We start from the raw sequence: 19,874 nt of genomic DNA, 5'->3' as shown, positions 1-19,874 counted from the left end.
ATGGCTGATCTCCTTATCGAACTTTTCTCGGAAGAAATTCCGGCGGGCATGCAGAAAAAGGCCGCTGATGACCTGATGCGCATGATGGGTGACGCGTTCAAGGCAGCGGGCCTGAGTTATGACCTTGAGCGAGCCTATGCAACGCCGCAGCGGCTTGTGCTTGCAATCTCTGGTTTGCCGGAAAGCACGCCAGATGTACGCGAAGAGCGCCGTGGGCCTCGCACAGACGCGCCTGAGAAAGCTATTGAGGGTTTCCTGCGTGGGGCCAAGGTAGCGCGCCATGAATGTGAAGAGCGGGAAGAAGCCAAAGGCACTTTCCTTTTCGCTGTGATTGAGAAGAAAGGCCGCGCAACCACAGATGTGATTGCTGAGGCGCTTGAAACCACGGTGCGTAACTTCCCGTGGTCTAAATCCCAGCGCTGGGGTAGCGGCAGCCTTAAATGGGTGCGTCCGCTGCAAAGCATTCTATGCATTTTTGACGGCAAAACGGTTAATGTTGAGATCGATGGCATCAAAGCCGGTGATACCACCCGCGGGCACCGTTTCATGGCGCCGGATGAGTTCTCAGTTGCAGGTTTTGACGATTACAAGCAGAAGCTGCTTGATCACAAAGTGATCCTTGATGCTGGCCGCCGCGCGACCTTGATCCACGATACAGCGCAGACGCTTGCAAGTGCTGCAGGGCTCGAGCTGGTGAAAGATCAGGGCCTGTTCCATGAGGTTGCCGGGCTTGTTGAATGGCCTGTGCCGATGATGGGCTCGTTTGACTCTGCTTTCCTTAGCGTGCCCGAAGAAGTTCTGATCCTGACCATGCGGAAGGACCAGAAATATTTTGTGACCCGCGACCCATCAACCGGCAAGCTCGCGAACAAGTTTATCTTTACCGCGAATATCGAACCATCTGACGGTGGCAAGATCGTCACTGCTGGTAACGAGCGTGTGCTCACGGCTCGGCTTTCTGACGCCAAATTCTTCTGGGAACAGGACCTGAAGCACAAGCTGGAAGATAACCTGCCAGCCCTTGAAGACATTGTCTTCCATATCGAGCTTGGCCGGGTGTCTGACCGGGTGGCCCGCATGCGTGCACTTGCGCAGCATATGGCGCAGTTTATCCCGGGTTGCGACGCAGCAGAAGCAGACCGTGCCGCGATGCTCGCAAAAGCGGACCTCGTCTCAGGCATGGTTTTCGAATTTCCTGAAGTTCAGGGTGTTATGGGGCGTTATTACGCCAAGGCCCAGGGCGAGAGCGATGCGGTTGCCGACGCTGTGCGTGACCATTACGCACCTGCCGGGCCAAATGACGAATGCCCGAGCGCGCCTGTTTCTGTTGCCGTGGCTCTGGCTGAGAAGATCGACACGCTTGTTGGTTTCTTCGCGATCGATAAACGGCCCACAGGCTCCAAGGACCCATATGCGCTCAGGCGGGCAGCCCTCGGCATCATTCGCCTGATCACTGAAAACGGTATTCGTCTTGAGCTCGCGGAAACACTTCTTAATGCTGCGAAACCACTGAAGCCATACCTTGGCCTTCAGGTAAGCGTGGAAAAAGACGGGGACCGTGACGAAGCGATCCTCAACCATGTTTCCGCAACGATTGAAGAGCATTTGCTCCCCTTCTTTGCGGATCGGCTGAAGGTGCAGCAGCGTGACCTTGGTGTGCGGCATGACCTTATCGATGCGGTTTTTGCAAAAGGTGACGATGATCTTGTACGCGTTCTTGCGCGGGTGTCTGCTCTTTCTGCGTTCCTTGACACGGATGACGGCGCAAACCTGCTCGCGGGTTATAAGCGCGCGGCCAATATCCTTCGTATTGAAGAGAAGAAGGACGGCATTACATTTGACCAAGCGGTTGACGAGACCGTGCTGGTTGATGCGGAAGAGAAAGCTCTAGCGGCCGCGCTCACTTCTGCCGTTGCAGATGCGGAAGCCAGCCTTGGTACAGAAGATTTTGAAGGCGCGATGGCTGCTCTTTCGAGGCTGCGTGCCCCTATCGATGCATTTTTTGACAAAGTAACCGTCAACGCTGATGACACGGCGCTGAGGGCTAACCGTCTTGCGCTTTTAAGTGCAATCCGGTCAGCGGTGAACACCGTTGCCGATTTCAGCCTGATTGAAGGCTAGAACTGAACGTACTGGACCAACAGAAAACACAACGGCCCAGTTTAAAGACCTAACTCAGCGCCACCAAGGGGACTAAGTGGTGCGGTAAAGGACTGCTTAACATGAGCAAATGGGTATATCGATTTGGCGACGGTGCTGCTGAAGGGCGCACCGATATGAAAAACCTGCTGGGTGGCAAAGGTGCCAACCTGGCGGAAATGGCCTCGCTGGGTCTTCCGGTTCCGCCGGGTCTGACCATCACCACCGAGGTCTGCACATATTATTACGCCAACGGCCATTCGTACCCTGATACGCTTGAGAGCGAAGTTAATCAGGCTATCGTTGCCATTGAAAAAAGCGTAGGTGCTAAGTTTGGCGATGAAGAAAACCCGCTTCTGGTTTCTGTTCGCTCTGGTGCCCGGGTTTCCATGCCTGGCATGATGGACACAGTCCTCAACCTTGGCCTTAACGACAAAACAGTTGAAGGCCTGGCCAAACAAAGCGGTAATGCGCGTTTCGCATGGGATAGCTACCGCCGCTTTATTCAGATGTATTCAGACGTGGTGCTGGGCGTTGACCATTATCACTTTGAGGAGTTGATCGAGCTTCACAAGGAAGAGAAGGGCGTTGACCTCGATACCGAGCTTGACGCTGATGACTGGCAGGAAATCGCAAGCCAGTTCAAAACCAAAACCGAAGAAGAGCTTGGTCGTCCGTTCCCGCAAGATGCCAAGGAGCAGCTTTGGGGTGCAATTGGCGCCGTGTTCTCAAGCTGGCAGATTGACCGCGCGAAAGTATACCGCAAAATCAACAATATCCCGGAAGACTGGGGCACGGCCGTTAACGTGCAGGCCATGGTGTTTGGCAACATGGGCGATACGTCGGCAACCGGCGTTGCTTTCACCCGCGACCCGTCCACGGGCGCGAATGAATATTATGGTGAGTACCTGATCGACGCGCAGGGTGAAGATGTTGTGGCGGGTATTCGTACGCCGCAGAACCTCACCAAAGCATCGCGCGAAGCTGCGGGCGCTACGGCACCTTCAATGGAAGAGAGCATGCCGGAGGTGTTCACGCAGCTTGCAGATGTTTTTGATAAACTTGAGCGCCACTACCGCGACATGCAGGACATTGAGTTTACCGTGCAGCGCGGCAAGCTTTGGATGCTGCAAACCCGCGCCGGGAAACGTACCGCCAAGGCAGCGCTTAAAATTGCTGTTGATATGGCAGATGAAGGCCTGATCGACGAAAAAACCGCTGTGCTTCGGGTTGAACCAAGCGCGTTAGACCAGCTTTTGCACCCAACACTCGACCCAGATGCGCCGCGTGATATCTTCACCCGTGGTTTACCGGCGTCACCGGGCGCAGCTGCAGGGGAGGTCGTGTTCGATGCAGACACCGCAGAAGCGCTAGCCAAGGAAGGCAAAGCTGTCATCCTTTGCCGGATTGAAACAAGCCCGGAAGACATTCACGGCATGCACGCCGCCAAAGGCATCCTGACCGCCCGTGGAGGCATGACAAGCCACGCTGCTGTCGTGGCGCGCGGCATGGGTCGCCCTTGTGTCTCTGGTGCGGGTCAGCTCCGTATCGATAGCAAGGCTGGCGTCATGACGGCCACCGGCCGCGAAGTCAAAGAAGGTGACTGGATCACCATCGACGGCGCGTCGGGCGAAGTGATGATTGGTGAAGTGAAAACCCTGCAGCCTGAGCTCGCAGGCGATTTTGGCACGCTGATGGTCTGGGCGGATCGTTACCGCAAGCTCAAGGTGCGCACCAACGCCGATACCCCGCATGATACCCGCACCGCGCGCGAGTTCGGCGCGGAAGGCATTGGCCTTTGCCGCACCGAGCATATGTTCTTTGAAGGCGAACGCATCATTGCCGTGCGGGAGATGATTCTCGCGGAAGAAATTGACGGCCGCCGTGCGGCACTTGCCAAACTGTTGCCGATGCAGCGCAGCGATTTTGAAGAGATTTTCAAGATCATGCGTGGGCTTCCCGTCACCATTCGCTTGCTTGACCCGCCGCTGCATGAGTTTTTGCCGCGCGAGGAAGACGAGTTTGAAGATGTGGCCAAGTCAATCGGGGCTGACGTGAAAACGCTGCAACGCCGCGCTGCGGAACTGCACGAGTTTAACCCGATGCTGGGCCACCGTGGTTGCCGCCTTGGCATCACATACCCTGAGATCTACGAGATGCAGGCTCGCGCTATCTTTGAGGCCGCTATCGCGGTTGAAAAAGAAGGCGGTGAAACCGTTGTGCCAGAGATCATGATTCCGCTTGTAGCAACACGGGCGGAGCTTGAAACGTTGCGCCGCCATGTTGAAGCAGTAGCGGAAGAGGTATTTACCGAGCAGGACCATAGGGTTGAGTATCTTGTTGGTACAATGATCGAGCTGCCACGCGCTTGTTTGAGGGCTGACCATATTGCTGTTGCGGCTGATTTCTTCAGTTTTGGTACCAACGACCTCACCCAAACCACTATCGGCATCAGCCGGGACGATGCAGGCCGCTTCCTTGACCAATATGTGAAGCAGGACATTTTCGCCCAGGACCCCTTTGTTTCCATCGATCAGGAAGGTGTTGGTGAACTGGTGCAGATTGGCGCGGAACGGGGACGTTCCACCAAGCCTGACCTGAAGCTCGGCATTTGCGGTGAACACGGCGGCGACCCTGCGAGCGTGGAGTTCTGCCACCGGACGGGGCTTGATTATGTGTCCTGCTCGCCTTACCGGGTGCCAATCGCGCGGCTGGCGGCAGCGCAAGCAGCCCTCAAGGACTAAAGATCAAAGCCCCGCTCCAAGCGGGGCTTTTCTTTTGGCTAGCACGCTCTAATCTCACCTCCATACGGGGAGGCGAGTATGGACCATCAGAATATTATCGAGACGATCAAGGATCGCGGGTATTTCATCATTGAAAACCTGATGCCCGAGGACGGCGTGCAGGCCGCGCGTGACATTCTTGACCCCATTTTTGCCGAACAGCGCACGGGCAGGAACCAGTTCGAGGGTTTTAAAACCCAGCGTATCTACAGCCTGCCTAAATATGGCCCCGCCTTGTGGCCGTTTTTCATGCATGACGACCTGATGCAAATCATCAAACCGCTTTTATGGGATGATTGCTTGGTCACCGCCGCGCTGGCCGCAAATGTATTGCCGGGCGAACAACCGCAGGCCTTTCATGTGGATGACGGCTTCTATCCCCTTCCGCGCCCACGGCAGGCGTTCTCGGTTGGTACCATTTGGGCGATGGATGATTTCACCGCCGAGAATGGTGCGACGGAGCTTATTCCCCATAGCCATAAATGGGGCGAGGGTGAAAAACCCGAAGGCGTGCTTGAACTGCAGGATGCTTTTCACCGGCATGAACCCGGGCAGGGAGATGGCTGGCATTCGCCGGAAAATGCAGAGATTATCAGGGCTGAGATGCCGCGTGGTTCGGTGCTGATATTCCTTGGCAACCTTTGGCACCGTGCGGGGGGCAATAAAACCGAAGGTGCCCGCCTCGGGCTTTTCCCGCAATATTGCGCGTCATGGGCCCGTACGCAGGAAAACTTCTTCCTCTCTATCCCGAAAGAAACGGTCGCGGAGATGCCCACGGTGATGCAGGAGCTTCTTGGCTATAATATCCACCCGCCCTTCATGGGGCATGCAGGTGGCTTTCACCCGCAAAAGACCTTGCCGACGGCTTAACCAGCAAGCACAAAAAACGTGATCAGAATTGCCGCGACAACCAGCCCAAGCGTGATCAGGTTATTGCGCTCATGCGCCGAGTTTGCCTCTTTTTCGCGCTGCTTTTTAGATTTGGTCATGTCTTCCCCCCGTTTTGTCTGGTCCCTGTTATGTTCCGCTAGGCAAGCTGAACAGGCGCACCATCAGCATTAAGGGAAGTATCGCTAAATTCAAGCCGTAAATAAGCGATGCCGTGGGTGCCGTCTGTGGTGCGAATTTCACCAGCGTTTTTGCCGTCTGCCGTCTCGAGTTTCTGCCCGGAAGACAGAGAACCACCATCTGCCTTAACCGCCACCAACTTTTTCTTCAGCGCCGTGCGGTGCTTCATGCGCGCGGTCAGTTCCTGGCCAACAAAACAACCTTTGGTGAATGATACGCCGTGCAGGCGTTCGGCATCAGTCTCCAGCCAGAAATATTTCTCGACTTCCATATCCCGGCTGCTGTCCGGCACACCAAGGGAAAGGCGCCTTTCTTCATAAGCATCAAGGGAAAGCGAGGTGTCTTCTGGGGCTGTGTCTGTCATCAAACGCCAGCCAAGGCTTTCGTGGCGTGGGTCCTGATACGATGTGCCGGTGCCTGATGGCTGCTCAAACGATACCCATACGCTGAGGTCGATTTCATCGGTGATGGTGACGTCCGCGCGTAGCTTATACATCATCAGGCGCCGTATAAGGTCTGGCTTCCGCGGAGCTTCCACGTCCAGCAACAGGTCATCGCCGGTTGCAACCACAATCATATCAAAGAGGAATTTGCCCTGAGGTGTGAGCAGGCCAGCATAAACCGCATGATCTTCACTCGCTTTCATAACATCGTTTGTCACAAGGCCTTGCAGGAACGGGCGCGCCTCGCTGCCGGAAAGGCGGAGAACGGCACGGGTATTGAGCTTGAGCATTGCGACTGTCATGAAACTTCCTTGTCACGTGGTTATGGGTTTGTCACGGTGACCATAAAGATGGCGATGCGGCGACGGCTTTCAAGTTGTAAGCGCGCCCCAAGCCCGTTACAACTGCGGACACAAAATTTATGTTCCAAAGACAGAGTTGACCAAATGATACCCACAGCCGCCAGCCCGAACCGCCTTGTGATCCGCCAACCGGATGATTGGCATGTACACCTGCGTGACGGAGAGATGCTGGACGCAGTGGTGGGCTATACCGCGCGGCAGTTCGCGCGCGCGATTGTGATGCCAAACCTGACACCACCGGTCACGACCGTTGCGGCAGGTGAGGCCTACCGGGAGCGCATTCTTAAGGCAGTGCCTGAAGGGCTTGATTTCACGCCGCTGATGACATGTTATCTGACAGATTCGATTGAAGCTGAGGAGGTTGAAGGCGGTTTCACCACCGGTGTGTTTACCGCATGCAAATTATATCCCGCAAATGCGACCACCAATTCGGCTCACGGGGTAAGCGATATCAAAAATGTCTACCCCGTGCTGGAGGCCATGCAGCGTATCGGCATGCCGTTTCTGGTGCACGGTGAGGTCACGGACCATGACGTAGATATTTTCGACCGGGAAGCCGTGTTTATTGAGCGCACGATGGCGCAAGTGGTGGCGGATTTCCCTGAGCTGAAGATTGTTTTTGAGCATATCACTACGGCTGAGGCCGCCGCGTTTGTTGAGGCGTGCGGGCCAAATGTTGGCGCCACGATCACGCCGCAACACCTTGTGCATAACCGAAATGCCATGCTGGTAGGCGGTATCAAACCGCATTTCTATTGCCTACCGGTTATTAAGCGCGAACAGCACCGGTTGGCGCTGCGCGCAGCGGCAACGTCTGGCTCGCCAAAATTTTTCCTTGGCACTGATTCCGCACCGCATACTGTGGAACGCAAGGAAACCGCTTGTGGCTGCGCGGGCATATTCAACGCGCCATACGCGCTTGAAAGCTATGCCAAGACCTTTGAGGAAGAAGGCGCGCTTGAGCACCTAGAGGCTTTTGCGTCTGAAAGTGGCCCGAATTTCTACGGCTTGCCACTCAATGAGCGTTACGTGGTGTTGGAGCGTGAGGACACGGTTGTGCCTGAGCTGCTTGAAGCCCCCGGCCTGCGAATCGCGCCGTTCCATGCGGGAGAAACACTTGCATGGCGTTTTGCGGGCATTCAGGACAAGGCTGAGTAAGCCATGAGGCTGAACATATAGTGATTGACGAGATTGGATATGTGCTGTGGGGGCTGGCTTTCGGTTTTGCCCTATCGGCGCCCGTTGGCCCTGTAAACATCATATGCCTGCGCCGCAGCCTTTTTGGTCGCGCGCGAGATGGTTTCATGATTGGCCTTGGTGCCGCCGCGGGTGATGCTTTTTATGCTGGGCTCGCTGCCTTGGGGCTCAAGGCATTCCTCAGTGTGATCGACAGTTTCGATACCGAGCTGAAGCTGATCGGCGCGACCATAATGATTATCTTTGCTATTCGAATCTGGCGTAGCCATCCACATATCGACCAGACTCCACAAGAGGGTGGGGTTAAGCGTGGTATGCTCGCGTCCCTTGTGCTTACGCTAACCAACCCCGGCGTGTTTTTCGGCTTTCTGGGGCTTTATGCGCTTGCGGGCATCGGTGACCTTGGTGGCGATGGCGGATATGTTCACTCTGATGCTATCGCATTGATTGCTGGTGTATTTTTAGGCTCAAGCCTCTGGTGGGCGACGCTTGTGGGCATCGGACGTTACCTGCGTGATAAGGTCAACGACAAATTCCTCAGCATAATCAATCATTTCTCGGCCGCACTTATCGGGCTTTTCGCTTTGGGAGCAATTTTGAGCATTTGGCTTAAATTTTAACCATAAGGCCGGATATGCCCCCGATATGTCGTTGGGAGCCCCTGTTCACGAAAAATTCACGACAGAACAAACATTTGCCGTATTTTGATTGCTTGATCATCCGAAATTCGCGTTCTATAGTTGCCGCGAACAAGCGCGACCTGCCTGAGAGGAATCTTTGGGCCGGTTGCGTGTAATGTATGTAATCCGGGGGAACCCATTCCGTTGGAGGGAGCGAAAATGACGTCCAAGCGCCTGGGCAAGAATATTGCCGTAATTTCTGCTGTCGCACTCATGCTGGCAGCATGTTCATCTAAAGATACACCCCCTGAGGATACAGCTCCGCCGGTGGTTGAAACTGAAGATTCCATGTCTTCCGGCCAGCCGGATCAGCCTTCCACTCCTGAGTTGTCAGCTGAAGAGCTTGACGCGCAGGCGATGGGCAGCCCGAACCAGGCAAGCCTTACAGCTTATGCTGGTGACCGTGTGTTCTTCCCATATGACAGCTCTGAACTGACAGACGAAGCCCGCATGACACTTGCAAAGCAGGTTCGCTGGCTCGAGCGGTTCCCGCGCGTGTCGATTGCTGTGGAAGGTCACTGCGATGAGCGCGGTACCCGTGAGTACAACCTTGCCCTTGGTGAGCGTCGTGCAACGGCTGTTAAAAATTATCTGATCGCACGCGGTATTCCTGCATCACGCCTCAACACCATTTCTTATGGTAAAGAGCGCCCTGCAGTTGTTGGCAACGGTGAAAGCACCTGGAGTCAGAACCGCCGTGGGGTTTTGGTCGTTCAGTAAACACTGACGGCGCATAATGGACATGTGGCCCCGTGCCCGGGTATCCGGGGCGGGGCCCTTTTTTTACCGGATTTGTTGAGTACACCCTGAAGGTGTTGGTGAACTGGCTGTTGATACCAACAAAGCCCCAAGGGGAAGGAGACGGCATATGAAAAAAGCGATTTTGATCACTCTCTTTTTGGCCATGACTATGGGGACGGTTCCCGCAGGCGCACAAAGCAGGGCGGAGCTTGCTCTCAAGGTTGAGCGGCTTGAGCGCGAGATGATTGCGCAGGAAAACAGGTTGCGCGGCGGGCAAACGAGCGCGGGCGCTGTACCAATGCAAGGCGGTTCTGATAACGCGGCGCTTGCGGACATGGTTGCCAAGATGGGCACGATGGAACGCCAGATGCGGTCTCTTACCGGCAAGATTGAAGAACTTGAATATCGCCTGCGTCAGCAAGATCAGGCGATGGAAATGCTGCGCAAGGAGCTTGACCTGCAACGCCAGGAAGCCGCTCAGGCGCAAGCCTCGCGCCCGCAAGGCGTTAACCCGGCGCAGCCTGCGGGAAGCACACCAAACAACAGTGGCTTGGCTACTGCGCCAGCTACTGACACACCGACTGCAACAACACCCGCTAAGCCGACGATTGAACTGCCCGCAGGGGGCGCCGCCGAACAATACCGCTATGCGTTTGAATTCATTCGCCAAAACGACCTCGATAGCGGTTTCACGGCGATGGAAATGTTCCTGAAAGCAAATCCGGGAGACGACCGTGTAGGCAGCGCCAAATTCTGGCTTGGACGCATTCACCTGCTGAAAGGGCGTATGCCACAAGCCGCACAGCAACTGCTTGCGCTGATTGAAGAACACCCCAACCATGAGAAACGTGTGGATGCGCTGGTAGACCTGGCGGACGTGCTGATAGCACTTGATAGTGCATCGGACGCCTGTAATGCGCTGGCTGAATTTCGTCGCAGCGACGCGCAGGCAAATGACCGCCTGAAGGCCCGCGCCGCCCGTACTGCTGAGAAAGCCGGTTGCAGTTAAGCTTTTGGAATCAAGATGATGGCCAAGCCTGAAGCTCACTATTCTGTCGCACTAATTAGCGCGCTGAAAGATTCGCTTCGGGCTTGCCATGTGCCGGAAGGTGCCCGGCTGGCGGTTGCAGTCTCCGGCGGCGCAGACAGTCTTGCCCTCGCACTTCTGCTTCACAAACAGGTCGATATTGTTGCCCTTTCGGTTGACCACGGTTTGCGATCTGAAGCTGTATTTGAGGTCGAAAATGTGGCGGAAATCATGCACAGGTGTGGCGTCCCGCATTTTGCCCTTAAGTGGCAGGAAACCAAGCCTCACAGCAATATTCAGGCCGAGGCACGTGTGGCGCGCTATCGCCTCCTTGGGCAGTGGTGTGTGGCGAACCGGGTTTCTTACCTTCTCACAGCCCACCACCGGGATGATCAGGCTGAAACATTGCTGATGCGCCTCGCGCGCGGAAGCGGGGTTTATGGCCTTGCCGCCATGAGCATGACAGCCCCGGTACCGGGCGTGCCAGATGTTACACTCATCCGCCCGCTTCTGGATGTGCCCAAGGCGGCGCTGGTTAATTATCTGCGTGCAGAGGGGCTTGAGTGGGCTGAGGACCCCAGCAACAGCAACACGGAATTTGACCGGGTTAAAATCCGTGAGTTCCTTAAAAGTCCACCTCTTGAAGGGTTTTCAAGTGAACGGCTGGCAGAGACAGCCAAACGCCTGCGCCGCAGCCGCGATGCGCTGGAATATTATGAACGCGAATGGCTTGCCAGCGCGGTAGGGGAAGAAGAGCCCGGCTATCTGCTTTTGGACAAAAGCCAGCTTGCCGCCGCACCGGAAGATATCGTCCTCAGGGGCATAGCATCACTTTGCCGCGCGTTTGCGGGGGGCGACTATGTTCCGCGCATGGAAAAAATGGAGCGTTTGCTTGCTGATCTGCGCACAGAAGGTTTTACCGGTGCGACCCTCCACGGTGTTCAATTCCTGCCCGCCGCGGAAGGCAGGGTGCTGATTTGCCGCGAACCAGCGGCATGCAGCCAACGTCTGAGCCTTACTGCCTACCAAATATGGGATAAGCGGTTTGAAATTTCGGTGGATGGTGCTACTACAGCCCTCGAAATCGGCGGGCTTGGGGAAGCCGGGTGGCAAGTGGCCGTCACAAAATGGCCAGAAGTGCGTGAGACACCTATTCCCTATGCCGTCCGGCTCGGCTTGCCTGCGGTTTTTCAGCGCGGGCAATTGCGGGCGCTTCCGCATATGGGCTATAGTGAGCTGAGTGATGCTGCACTACACCTGTCGCGGAAAACGCTCATCCGGTCGAAAAAATAAGCCCGGTGGCATTTGGCCTCTTGCACCTTTTGCGGGGAGGCTTATCTCTTGGGGAAGCATTCCAAGGGGATAGTGCATATAATGCGGCTGTGGCCCTCAGTACGGGCGGCAGCGTTAGAAAGGCAAAAAAGTGAACGGATTTATGCGGAATGCGCTGGTTTGGGTGTTGATCATCCTGCTTCTTGTTGCGCTTTTCAACATGTTCCAAGGCGGCGCTGCGAAAGTGCCTGAACTTGCGTACAGTCAATTTATTGAAGCGGTTGAGCAAAACAAGGTCGCGCAGGTTGAACAGCAAGATCAGGACCTGAACGGCGTTTTCACAACCGGTGACGAGTTCCACGTAATAGCACCACGCTATGACGACGAACTGTATCGTACGCTCAAGGAACACAATGTAAGCCTTACGGTTAAAAAGCCGGATGAAGGTTTCCTGATGGGCGCGCTCATTTCGTGGCTGCCGTTCCTGTTGCTTATTGGTGTGTGGATTTTCTTCATGCGTCAGATGCAGGGCCGCTCCGGTGGTGGTGGCGCCATGGGCTTTGGTAAAAGCCGTGCGCGCCTGCTGACCGAGAAGCAAGGCCGCGTCACATTTGACGATGTTGCAGGTATTGAAGAAGCCAAAGAAGAGCTTGAAGAGATTGTGGACTTTTTGAAAGACCCACAAAAATTTCAGCGTCTTGGTGGTAAAATCCCTAAAGGTGCGCTTCTCGTAGGCCCTCCCGGTACAGGTAAAACATTGCTTGCCCGCGCAATTGCTGGCGAGGCAAATGTACCTTTCTTCACCATTTCGGGTTCGGACTTTGTTGAAATGTTCGTGGGCGTTGGCGCGAGCCGCGTACGCGATATGTTTGAACAAGCCAAGAAAAACGCACCTTGCATCATCTTTATCGATGAGATTGACGCCGTTGGCCGTCATCGTGGTGCCGGTCTTGGCGGTGGTAACGATGAACGCGAGCAGACCCTGAACCAGCTTCTGGTTGAGATGGACGGTTTTGAAGCGAATGAGGGTATCATTATCCTTGCTGCAACCAACCGCCCTGACGTGCTTGACCCTGCGCTGTTGCGTCCGGGCCGATTTGACCGTCAGGTTGTTGTGCCGAACCCGGACATCAACGGCCGGGAGAAAATCCTTGGCGTTCACGTCAAGAAAGTGCCGCTGGCGCCGGACGTGGATATCAACACCATTGCGCGCGGTACGCCGGGCTTCTCTGGTGCTGACCTGATGAACCTTGTGAACGAAGCAGCCCTTCTGGCGGCGCGTCGCGGCAAGAAAATTGTAGCGATGGCCGAGTTTGAAGCAGCAAAAGACAAGGTGATGATGGGCTCCGAGCGCCGCTCTATGGTGATGACGGAAGACGAGAAGAAGCTGACGGCCTACCACGAAGGCGGCCACGCCCTTGTGTCGCTGCACTGCAAGTCGTCTGATCCGATCCATAAGGCGACTATCATTCCGCGTGGTCGTGCCCTTGGCATGGTGATGCGCCTACCTGAGCGGGACGAATATTCCCAAAGCCGTGAGAAGATGCACGACAACCTGGCGATTGCCATGGGTGGCCGTGTTGCGGAAGAGGTTATCTTCGGGCACGAAAAAGTGACATCGGGCGCCTCGAGCGACATCCAGTACGCCACCAACCTTGCACGGAACATGGTTACCCGCTGGGGCATGTCTGACAAGCTTGGCCCGCTTCAGTATGCGGCTAATGAGGAAGAAGTGTTCCTTGGTCACTCGGTCGCGCGTCAGCAAAATGTTTCTGGTGCCACAGCCAAGCTGATCGATGAGGAAATCAAAGCGTTTGTTGAAAATGCCAACAAACGTGCGACAGACATCCTCAATGAAAACATCGATGACCTGCACACACTCGCGGGCGCGCTTCTCGAGTATGAGACGCTCTCAGGCGACGAGATCAAAACCCTTCTGAGGGGCGAGCCGATCCGCGTGCAGCCAAAACGCAAGGACAATGAGCCAACTGTTCCGCCGACAGCACCAAGCACGGTGCCAACAACGGGCCTTGGCCACGGTGAACCACAGCCGGAAGGCTAAAAGCTGGTGACAGTCTTTGACTTAGAAAACATCTCCGACGGGGCAAGAGCATATCTTGTGCCCGTCGGTTCCGTTTGGGGTGGTATTGAGGGCCTGCGCACAGCGGTGCCGGGGCTTCGTTTTCTGGCTGCAAAGCTTGTGGTCAGGGACGGTGGCGACCTTATATGGCAACAGCACGTGCCCGCTGCAGAGCTAGATGCGGTTATGGAGCAGATGCCTTCCGGGTTGCGGGCTGAGCTGCATGCTCAGCGGGCCGCGCTTGAAGCACCACGGCCTAATATGGCACTGCCGGGCCGCGATATGCCGTTTGCCTTCACCAAACCCCGCATCATGGGTGTTTTGAACGTGACGCCCGATAGTTTCTCAGACGGTGGCAAGTTTCTTGATACAAATGCAGCGATCCAGCACGCCCGGCGCATGATTGCGGAGGGCGCTGATATCATTGATATTGGCGGTGAGAGCACACGGCCCGGTGCCAAACCTGTATGGGAGGGCGATGAAGCTGAACGCGTGGTGCCCGTCATCGAAGCGCTGCAATCTGACGGCATTCCGCTGTCTGTCGATACCCGACATTCATTTGTGATGGAAAAGGCACTCGGTGCCGGCGCGCATATCATCAATGATGTTTCCGCCCTTGAGTATGACGGTGATAGCCTCGGTGTTGCTGCCAAAAGCGCTGCGCCTGTTGTGCTGATGCATTCCCAAGGCACGCCGGAAACCATGCAGGACAACCCAAACTATGGGCACGTACTTTACGAGGTTTATGATTATCTGGCAGCGCGCATTCAGGCATGCGAGCTTGCAGGTATTGACCGCACCCGCCTTATTATGGACCCAGGCATAGGTTTTGGTAAGCGTGTGGTGCAGGATAACCTCGCCCTTATTACAGGGCTGCCGCTTTTCCTTACCCTCGGGTGCCCGGTGCTTCTGGGCGCCTCGCGCAAGCGGTTTATTGGCGCGATTACAGGCGAAGAGGATGCTTCCCGGCGGATGCCGGGATCATTAACCGCAGCGCTGAGGGGGGTGGAGCTGGGGGCACAAATTGTCCGTGTGCATGACGTTGCTGAGACATCACAGGCGTTCAAGCTGGTACAGGCATTTCATGATGCCGCAATCATGGACGGACAGCTCTGAAGTCGCTACAATTTAGGCATATTTTTATCTGTTGTTGGGGAAGGCAATATGAGCCGTAAATATTTTGGCACTGACGGCATGCGTGGCCGGGTGAACGAGGGCTTTATGACGCCTGATGTTGCCATGCGTGTTGGACTGGCTGCTGGCCGGTCGTTTATTCGTGGCGACCATGTGCACCGGGTGGTGATTGGCAAGGATACACGCCGCTCTGGCTATATGTACGAACCTGCACTCGCGGCCGGTTTTGTTGCCGCAGGCATGGATGTGATCATGGTGGGTCCAATGCCGACGCCCGCGATTGCCATGCTGGTGAAATCCCTACGTGCGGATTTGGGTGTGATGATCTCCGCGAGCCACAACCCTCACTATGACAATGGCATCAAGTTTTTTGGCCCGGACGGTTTCAAGCTTTCTGACAAAAAAGAGCTTGAGATTGAACATATGGTCGATAACGGCGTGTTTGACGCGCTGGTACCGTCTGAAGAGCTGGGCCGGGCAACACGGCTTGAGGATGCCAGCGGTCGTTACGTTGAGTTCGCGAAAGCGACGGTGCCAAACGGCCTGACGTTCGAGGGGCTTAAAATCGTGGTCGATTGCGCCAACGGTGCTGCCTATAAAGTGGCGCCCACGGTGCTGTGGGAGCTTGGCGCAGACGTCATCTCGATCGGTGTTTCGCCCAACGGCTTCAATATCAATGATAAATGTGGCTCCACTCATCCGCAGGCCATGTGCGAGCAGGTGGTGGCGCATGGCGCCGACCTAGGCATCGCGCTTGATGGTGACGCAGATCGGTTGATTCTGTGTGACGAGCGCGGGCAGATTGTGGACGGTGACCAGATTATGGCGCTGATCACCCGCAACTGGCACCAGCGCGGTGTGTTGCGTGGTGGTGGACTTGTAACCACAGTGATGTCCAACCTGGGGCTTGAACGCTTGCTGACAGGCGAGGGCCTTTCCCTTGTGCGCACCAAGGTGGGGGATCGTTATGTGGTGGAGCATATGCGCAAAACAGGCATGAATGTGGGCGGCGAGCAGTCTGGCCATATCGTGCTTAGTGATTTTGCCACCACCGGAGACGGCCTTGTTGCAGGCCTACAGGTGATCACGGAAATTCAGCAATCCGGCAAGCCAGCGTCTGAAGCATGCAGGCAGTTTGAACCCGTGCCGCAGCTTCTTAAAAATGTGCGCTACTCAGGCGGGGACCCGCTTGGCACCGCTTCGGTGAAGGCGTCTATTGAGGCGGCTGAGCAGGCGCTCAATGGTTCCGGGCGGCTGGTGATCCGCAAATCAGGCACCGAACCGCTGATCCGCGTGATGGCGGAAGGCGATGACGAAGGCAAGATCACAGCCCTTGTTGACGCTATCTGTAGCGAGATTGAGGCGGCGGCATAATGACAAACACCTCCACCATGGGCAGGGTTTTGATCGTTGCGGGCTCAGACAGCTCGGGCGGTGCCGGTATACAGGCAGATATCAAAACAGTGACCATGCTGGGCGGTTATGCGGCCACGGCCATTACGGCTGTGACAGTGCAGAACACCATGGGCGTGAGCGGTGTGGAAGCCATGCCGCCCGGTGTGGTGGCAGCGCAGATGCGCACGGTGCTTTCAGACATCGGCGCGGACGCGATCAAGACCGGCATGCTGCATGACCGGGCGGTGATTGAGACCGTGCTCGCGGTGATCGATGACGTGGCCTTTGGCGGCGATTTGGTCGTTGACCCAGTGATGGTGGCGACGTCTGGCAGCAAGCTCTTGCAAGATGATGCAGTTGATGCACTCAAAACCCTGATCGCGCACGCGAGCCTTGTGACCCCCAATATCCCGGAAGCGGAGATATTAACGGGCCGGAAGATCGGCAGCCTTGAGGATATGAAAACAGCGGCATATGCGCTCCTTGATACGGGGGCTGAGGCTGTGCTTCTGAAGGGCGGGCATATGCCTGGCGCGCAGGTGAGCGATTTTCTTGTGAGCCTGAAGGGCGAATGCGTGATCTCAAGTGACCGTATTGACACTCGCCACACCCACGGTACCGGCTGTTCGCTTGCAAGCGCTATGGCAACCCTGCTGGCGGCGGGCAAGTCTCTTGAGGAAGCGTTTGAAGGCGCCCACGCCTTTGTGCACGCCGCCATAAAAGCAGCCCCTGGCTTTGGGGAAGGGCACGGGCCGCTTGGCCATGCCCGTGTGCGACTGGAGCGGGACTGATGGAGCTTTTTACACGCGAACGCGGGGAAGGGGAGCCGCTTTTGCTGCTGCACGGGCTTTTTGGCTCAGCCGATAACCTTGGCGGCATTGCGCGGAACCTGGAAGCTGACTACCGCGTGATAAGCCTCGACCTCAGGAACCATGGCCGCAGCCCGCACACTGACACCATGAGTTACCCCTTGATGGCGGCAGACGTGGTTGAGGCGATGGATAAGCTCGGGCTTGAGTGCGCGCATGTGTTTGGCCATTCCATGGGCGGTAAAACCGCAATGCAGCTCGCGCTTGATGCGCCAGAGCGCGTTGACCATATGGTGGTGGCGGATATCGCGCCGGTTCAATATGGCCATCACCATAGCCGCATCCTTGAAGGCCTGCGTGCTGTGGCGGATAGTGAGGCCGTGAGCCGGGCGGACGCAGAAGATATCCTTGCGCCTTATGTTGAGGAGGGGGATGTGCTCTCCTTCCTGCTGACCAACTGGCGGCGGGGGGATGGCGGCAAAGGCGCGTGGCGCATTGGCCTTGATGCCATTGAAAGCTGTTACGCGAATATCATTAAGGGCAATGAGGGGGAACCTTCAGATGTGCCTGTGCTTTTCCTCAAGGGTGGGAACTCAGACTATATTCTGCCCAAACACCGTGAAACCATCCTCGCGCTCTTCCCCAAGGCTGAAGTGCGTATTGTAGAGGGCACAGGGCATTGGCTTCACGCAGAAAAACCAGACCTGGTGGCGCGGCTTACAGCGCGCTTCCTCAGTAATAACCTCTAGATTATCAGAGTATTGACCATCTTATGCGTATCTTGTTGTTCAGTTTAATCTCGGTTCTCCTCTCCGCGCCTGTATGGGGGGCGGAGGATGACGCTTTCATTGCTGCTTTTGGGGAAGACTTCAAAGCGGAAGTTGAGAAGAACAAGATACCCGGTGCGGCTTATGCCGTGGTGAAAGGTGGCCGCGTTGTGGCGCTCAAGACCATGGGCAGCCGGGCCGTGGACGCTGAATTGCCGGTCAACAGTGCTACGGTGTTTCGCCTCGCCTCTGTTTCCAAAACTTTTGCAGGCGAACTGGCGGCCATATTGGCGGCAGAAGGCAAGTTCAGCCTTGATGCGCCCGTGCTTGATTATGTGCCGAACCTGAAGTTCAAAACAGCCGGGCATGCGTCGGGGCTTACGGTGCGTCACCTCCTCAGCCACAGCTCAGGCATCACGCCCAACGCCTATGACAATATGCTCGAAGACGACTGGGGGCTTGAGAAGATTATCCCGCGGTTTGACCAGCTTGGGGCCATGTGCAAGCCGGGCGAATGTTACGGCTACCAGAATATCCTTTTTAGCCTCATTGAGCCGGTGATTGCACAAAGCACGGGTGAAACCTATGGGCCGCTGGTGTCAAAGCGCTTGTTGGAGCCGCTGGATATGGATCATGCTTCCGTGGGTTTGGAAAGCTTTCTTTCAACAGCAAACCGGGCGGAGCCGCATGTGTTCACGCGGCGCGACGGCTGGATCAGGGTGCTGGTTGAACCAAACTATTACCGGGTGTCACCGGCCGCGGGCGTGAACGCCAGCATTGAAGATATGGCAAAATGGGTGCGGGCGCAGATGGGGCATAAATCCCGCGTTCTCTCACCGGAACTTCTGAAGTCTGTGACCACCAAGGAAGTGCGTACCACGCGGGAGCTGAACCGCAGGTCGTGGCGGCGGCATATTTCAGACGCCTATTATGGCCTTGGCTGGCGCATCTATTCGTTTGGCGATGATGATGTGGTGCTGCACTCTGGCGCCGTGCGTGGCTACCGTGCGTTTATCTCATACTCGAAAGATATGGACATTGGCTTTGTGATGCTGATGAACGCGCAAACAAGGTCCATCGACCGGCTTTCCGCCAGCTTTTGGGACATGGCGTTTGAAAGCCGGGACGAAGCCAACAAAGCCGCGAAAGCAGCGCGATAGGGTATGGGCGCGGGGGGCGACATAGGGGGCCAGAAGGTCATATTCCTGTTCGCGCGGCAGCGGTCGGGCACCGGCGCGCTCGCGGGCCTTCTTAATAAGCACCCAGATTGCGCCTATCTTGGTGAAGTGTTTGGCGATGCCTACGCTGGCCACCCCGCCTACTATTTCAACTGGCTTGAGAAAGCGGTGGCGGATGAGCCTTCCCTTATTCAGCCCGAACGGGCGAGAGAGCGGTTTGAGGCCTACCTCGCCCATGTGAGTGTGTGCGTGCCCAAGCCTCGGGTCATACTGGACGTGAAACTCAGCCAACTTCATCATTTTGAAGGGTACGACAAGGGGCTGGAGACAAAACCCGCGCTTCTGGACTTCGTCAAAGACCGTGGCGGGACCGTGCTCTTTTTGCGGCGGCGAAACCTTTTGCGGGCGCACCTCTCGCGCCTGACTGCCGAGAAAAGCGGTGTCTGGCACACCACTGGTGAACGTCCTGCACTACCGAAGCTTGCCGTTGATGTCCAGAAGCTGAAGAAGTCACTTGAGTGGCGCCAGCGTGTGGAAAACCGCCTTGATGGTTTTGAGAAGCTCTTCCCGGGTGCCATCAGCCTTGATTACGAAACCCTTTTTGATGCAGCAGGTGAAGCCCTCTCGACTGAAGCAGCTATAAGCCTTGAAGGTGCGCTGCGCCTTAAGGGCTTTGAAAACCTGAAGACCGACCAAACCAAGCTGCGCCCTGGTAGTCTGGACAGCTTTGTCGAGAATATCGACGAAGTCAGGGCTGTGCTCAAAGGCACGTCTGCTGAATGGATGCTTGAGGGCTGAC

At 56.1% G+C, this 19,874-nt stretch carries 17 protein-coding genes; 15 read left to right on the top strand and 2 right to left on the bottom strand.

Annotated elements, in window-relative coordinates:
- From glyS to ACOOGA_RS03000, 3 genes are all read left to right on the top strand, one after another.
- On the top strand, nucleotides 1-2,121 hold the full coding sequence (glyS, locus tag ACOOGA_RS03010; protein WP_417460235.1) for a glycine--tRNA ligase subunit beta: 2,121 nt from the start codon (nucleotides 1-3) through the stop codon (nucleotides 2,119-2,121).
- Between the two features lie 101 nt (nucleotides 2,122-2,222).
- A complete protein-coding gene (gene ppdK / locus ACOOGA_RS03005) occupies nucleotides 2,223-4,883 on the top strand; it encodes a pyruvate, phosphate dikinase (protein ID WP_417460234.1) in 2,661 nt (886 codons plus the stop codon).
- A gap of 78 nt (nucleotides 4,884-4,961) precedes the next feature.
- Nucleotides 4,962-5,792: a phytanoyl-CoA dioxygenase family protein gene (locus tag ACOOGA_RS03000; RefSeq protein ID WP_417460233.1), complete on the top strand. Its 831-nt coding sequence runs from the start codon at nucleotides 4,962-4,964 to the stop codon at nucleotides 5,790-5,792.
- Here ACOOGA_RS03000 and ACOOGA_RS02995 read toward each other — a convergent pair.
- Nucleotides 5,789-5,911: a hypothetical protein gene (locus tag ACOOGA_RS02995; RefSeq protein ID WP_417460232.1), complete on the bottom strand. Its 123-nt coding sequence runs from the start codon at nucleotides 5,909-5,911 to the stop codon at nucleotides 5,789-5,791. The two genes, ACOOGA_RS03000 and ACOOGA_RS02995, sit on opposite strands and share 4 nt — an antisense overlap.
- 38 nt (nucleotides 5,912-5,949) lie before the next feature.
- Nucleotides 5,950-6,735, bottom strand: a complete 786-nt coding sequence (locus ACOOGA_RS02990; RefSeq protein WP_417460231.1) for a YgfZ/GcvT domain-containing protein — start codon at nucleotides 6,733-6,735, stop codon at nucleotides 5,950-5,952.
- A gap of 144 nt (nucleotides 6,736-6,879) precedes the next feature.
- On the opposite strand from ACOOGA_RS02990, the gene pyrC reads away from it, so the two are divergent.
- The 12 genes from pyrC to ACOOGA_RS02930 all read left to right on the top strand — a co-directional run bounded on the left by pyrC (nucleotide 6,880) and on the right by ACOOGA_RS02930 (nucleotide 19,873).
- A complete protein-coding gene (gene pyrC / locus ACOOGA_RS02985; RefSeq protein WP_417460230.1) occupies nucleotides 6,880-7,953 on the top strand; it encodes a dihydroorotase in 1,074 nt (357 codons plus the stop codon).
- A gap of 20 nt (nucleotides 7,954-7,973) precedes the next feature.
- Nucleotides 7,974-8,612 carry a LysE family translocator gene (locus ACOOGA_RS02980; protein ID WP_417460229.1) on the top strand — a complete coding sequence of 213 codons (639 nt, stop codon included), beginning with the start codon at nucleotides 7,974-7,976 and terminating at the stop codon, nucleotides 8,610-8,612.
- Nucleotides 8,613-8,831: 219 nt separating this feature from the next.
- Nucleotides 8,832-9,392, top strand: coding sequence for a peptidoglycan-associated lipoprotein Pal (gene pal, locus ACOOGA_RS02975; RefSeq protein WP_417460228.1), 561 nt, complete (start codon nucleotides 8,832-8,834; stop codon nucleotides 9,390-9,392).
- A 148-nt stretch (nucleotides 9,393-9,540) separates the two neighbouring features.
- Complete coding sequence (locus ACOOGA_RS02970; RefSeq protein ID WP_417460227.1) at nucleotides 9,541-10,422, top strand: tetratricopeptide repeat protein; 882 nt, start codon at nucleotides 9,541-9,543, stop codon at nucleotides 10,420-10,422.
- Nucleotides 10,423-10,437: 15 nt separating this feature from the next.
- Nucleotides 10,438-11,733, top strand: coding sequence for a tRNA lysidine(34) synthetase TilS (tilS, locus tag ACOOGA_RS02965; RefSeq protein ID WP_417460226.1), 1,296 nt, complete (start codon nucleotides 10,438-10,440; stop codon nucleotides 11,731-11,733).
- Between the two features lie 130 nt (nucleotides 11,734-11,863).
- The gene (gene ftsH / locus ACOOGA_RS02960) at nucleotides 11,864-13,774 is read left to right on the top strand and encodes an ATP-dependent zinc metalloprotease FtsH (RefSeq protein ID WP_417460225.1); all 1,911 of its coding nucleotides are present in this window, start codon (nucleotides 11,864-11,866) and stop codon (nucleotides 13,772-13,774) included.
- Nucleotides 13,775-13,780: 6 nt separating this feature from the next.
- Nucleotides 13,781-14,908, top strand: a complete 1,128-nt coding sequence (gene folP, locus ACOOGA_RS02955) for a dihydropteroate synthase (RefSeq protein WP_420429456.1) — start codon at nucleotides 13,781-13,783, stop codon at nucleotides 14,906-14,908.
- Between the two features lie 48 nt (nucleotides 14,909-14,956).
- Nucleotides 14,957-16,300 carry a phosphoglucosamine mutase gene (glmM, locus tag ACOOGA_RS02950; RefSeq protein ID WP_417460223.1) on the top strand — a complete coding sequence of 448 codons (1,344 nt, stop codon included), beginning with the start codon at nucleotides 14,957-14,959 and terminating at the stop codon, nucleotides 16,298-16,300.
- Nucleotides 16,300-17,112 carry a bifunctional hydroxymethylpyrimidine kinase/phosphomethylpyrimidine kinase gene (gene thiD, locus ACOOGA_RS02945; protein ID WP_417460222.1) on the top strand — a complete coding sequence of 271 codons (813 nt, stop codon included), beginning with the start codon at nucleotides 16,300-16,302 and terminating at the stop codon, nucleotides 17,110-17,112. The genes glmM and thiD overlap by 1 nt, the downstream gene beginning before the upstream one ends.
- On the top strand, nucleotides 17,112-17,879 hold the full coding sequence (locus ACOOGA_RS02940; protein WP_417460221.1) for an alpha/beta fold hydrolase: 768 nt from the start codon (nucleotides 17,112-17,114) through the stop codon (nucleotides 17,877-17,879). Before thiD ends, ACOOGA_RS02940 begins: the two co-directional genes overlap by 1 nt.
- Before the next feature lie 23 nt (nucleotides 17,880-17,902).
- Nucleotides 17,903-19,057 (top strand): serine hydrolase domain-containing protein, encoded by a 1,155-nt coding sequence (locus ACOOGA_RS02935; protein ID WP_417460220.1) that lies wholly within the window; start codon nucleotides 17,903-17,905, stop codon nucleotides 19,055-19,057.
- 3 nt (nucleotides 19,058-19,060) lie between these two features.
- The gene (locus ACOOGA_RS02930; RefSeq protein WP_417460219.1) at nucleotides 19,061-19,873 is read left to right on the top strand and encodes a hypothetical protein; all 813 of its coding nucleotides are present in this window, start codon (nucleotides 19,061-19,063) and stop codon (nucleotides 19,871-19,873) included.
- Nucleotide 19,874 lies beyond the last annotated feature (1 nt).

It is taken from the genome of Kordiimonas sp., assembly GCF_965216265.1.
Classification (GTDB): domain Bacteria; phylum Pseudomonadota; class Alphaproteobacteria; order Sphingomonadales; family Kordiimonadaceae; genus Kordiimonas.
The sequence above is the reverse complement of the archived record's forward strand: the minus strand, read 5'-3'. Positions and strand labels throughout refer to the sequence as shown.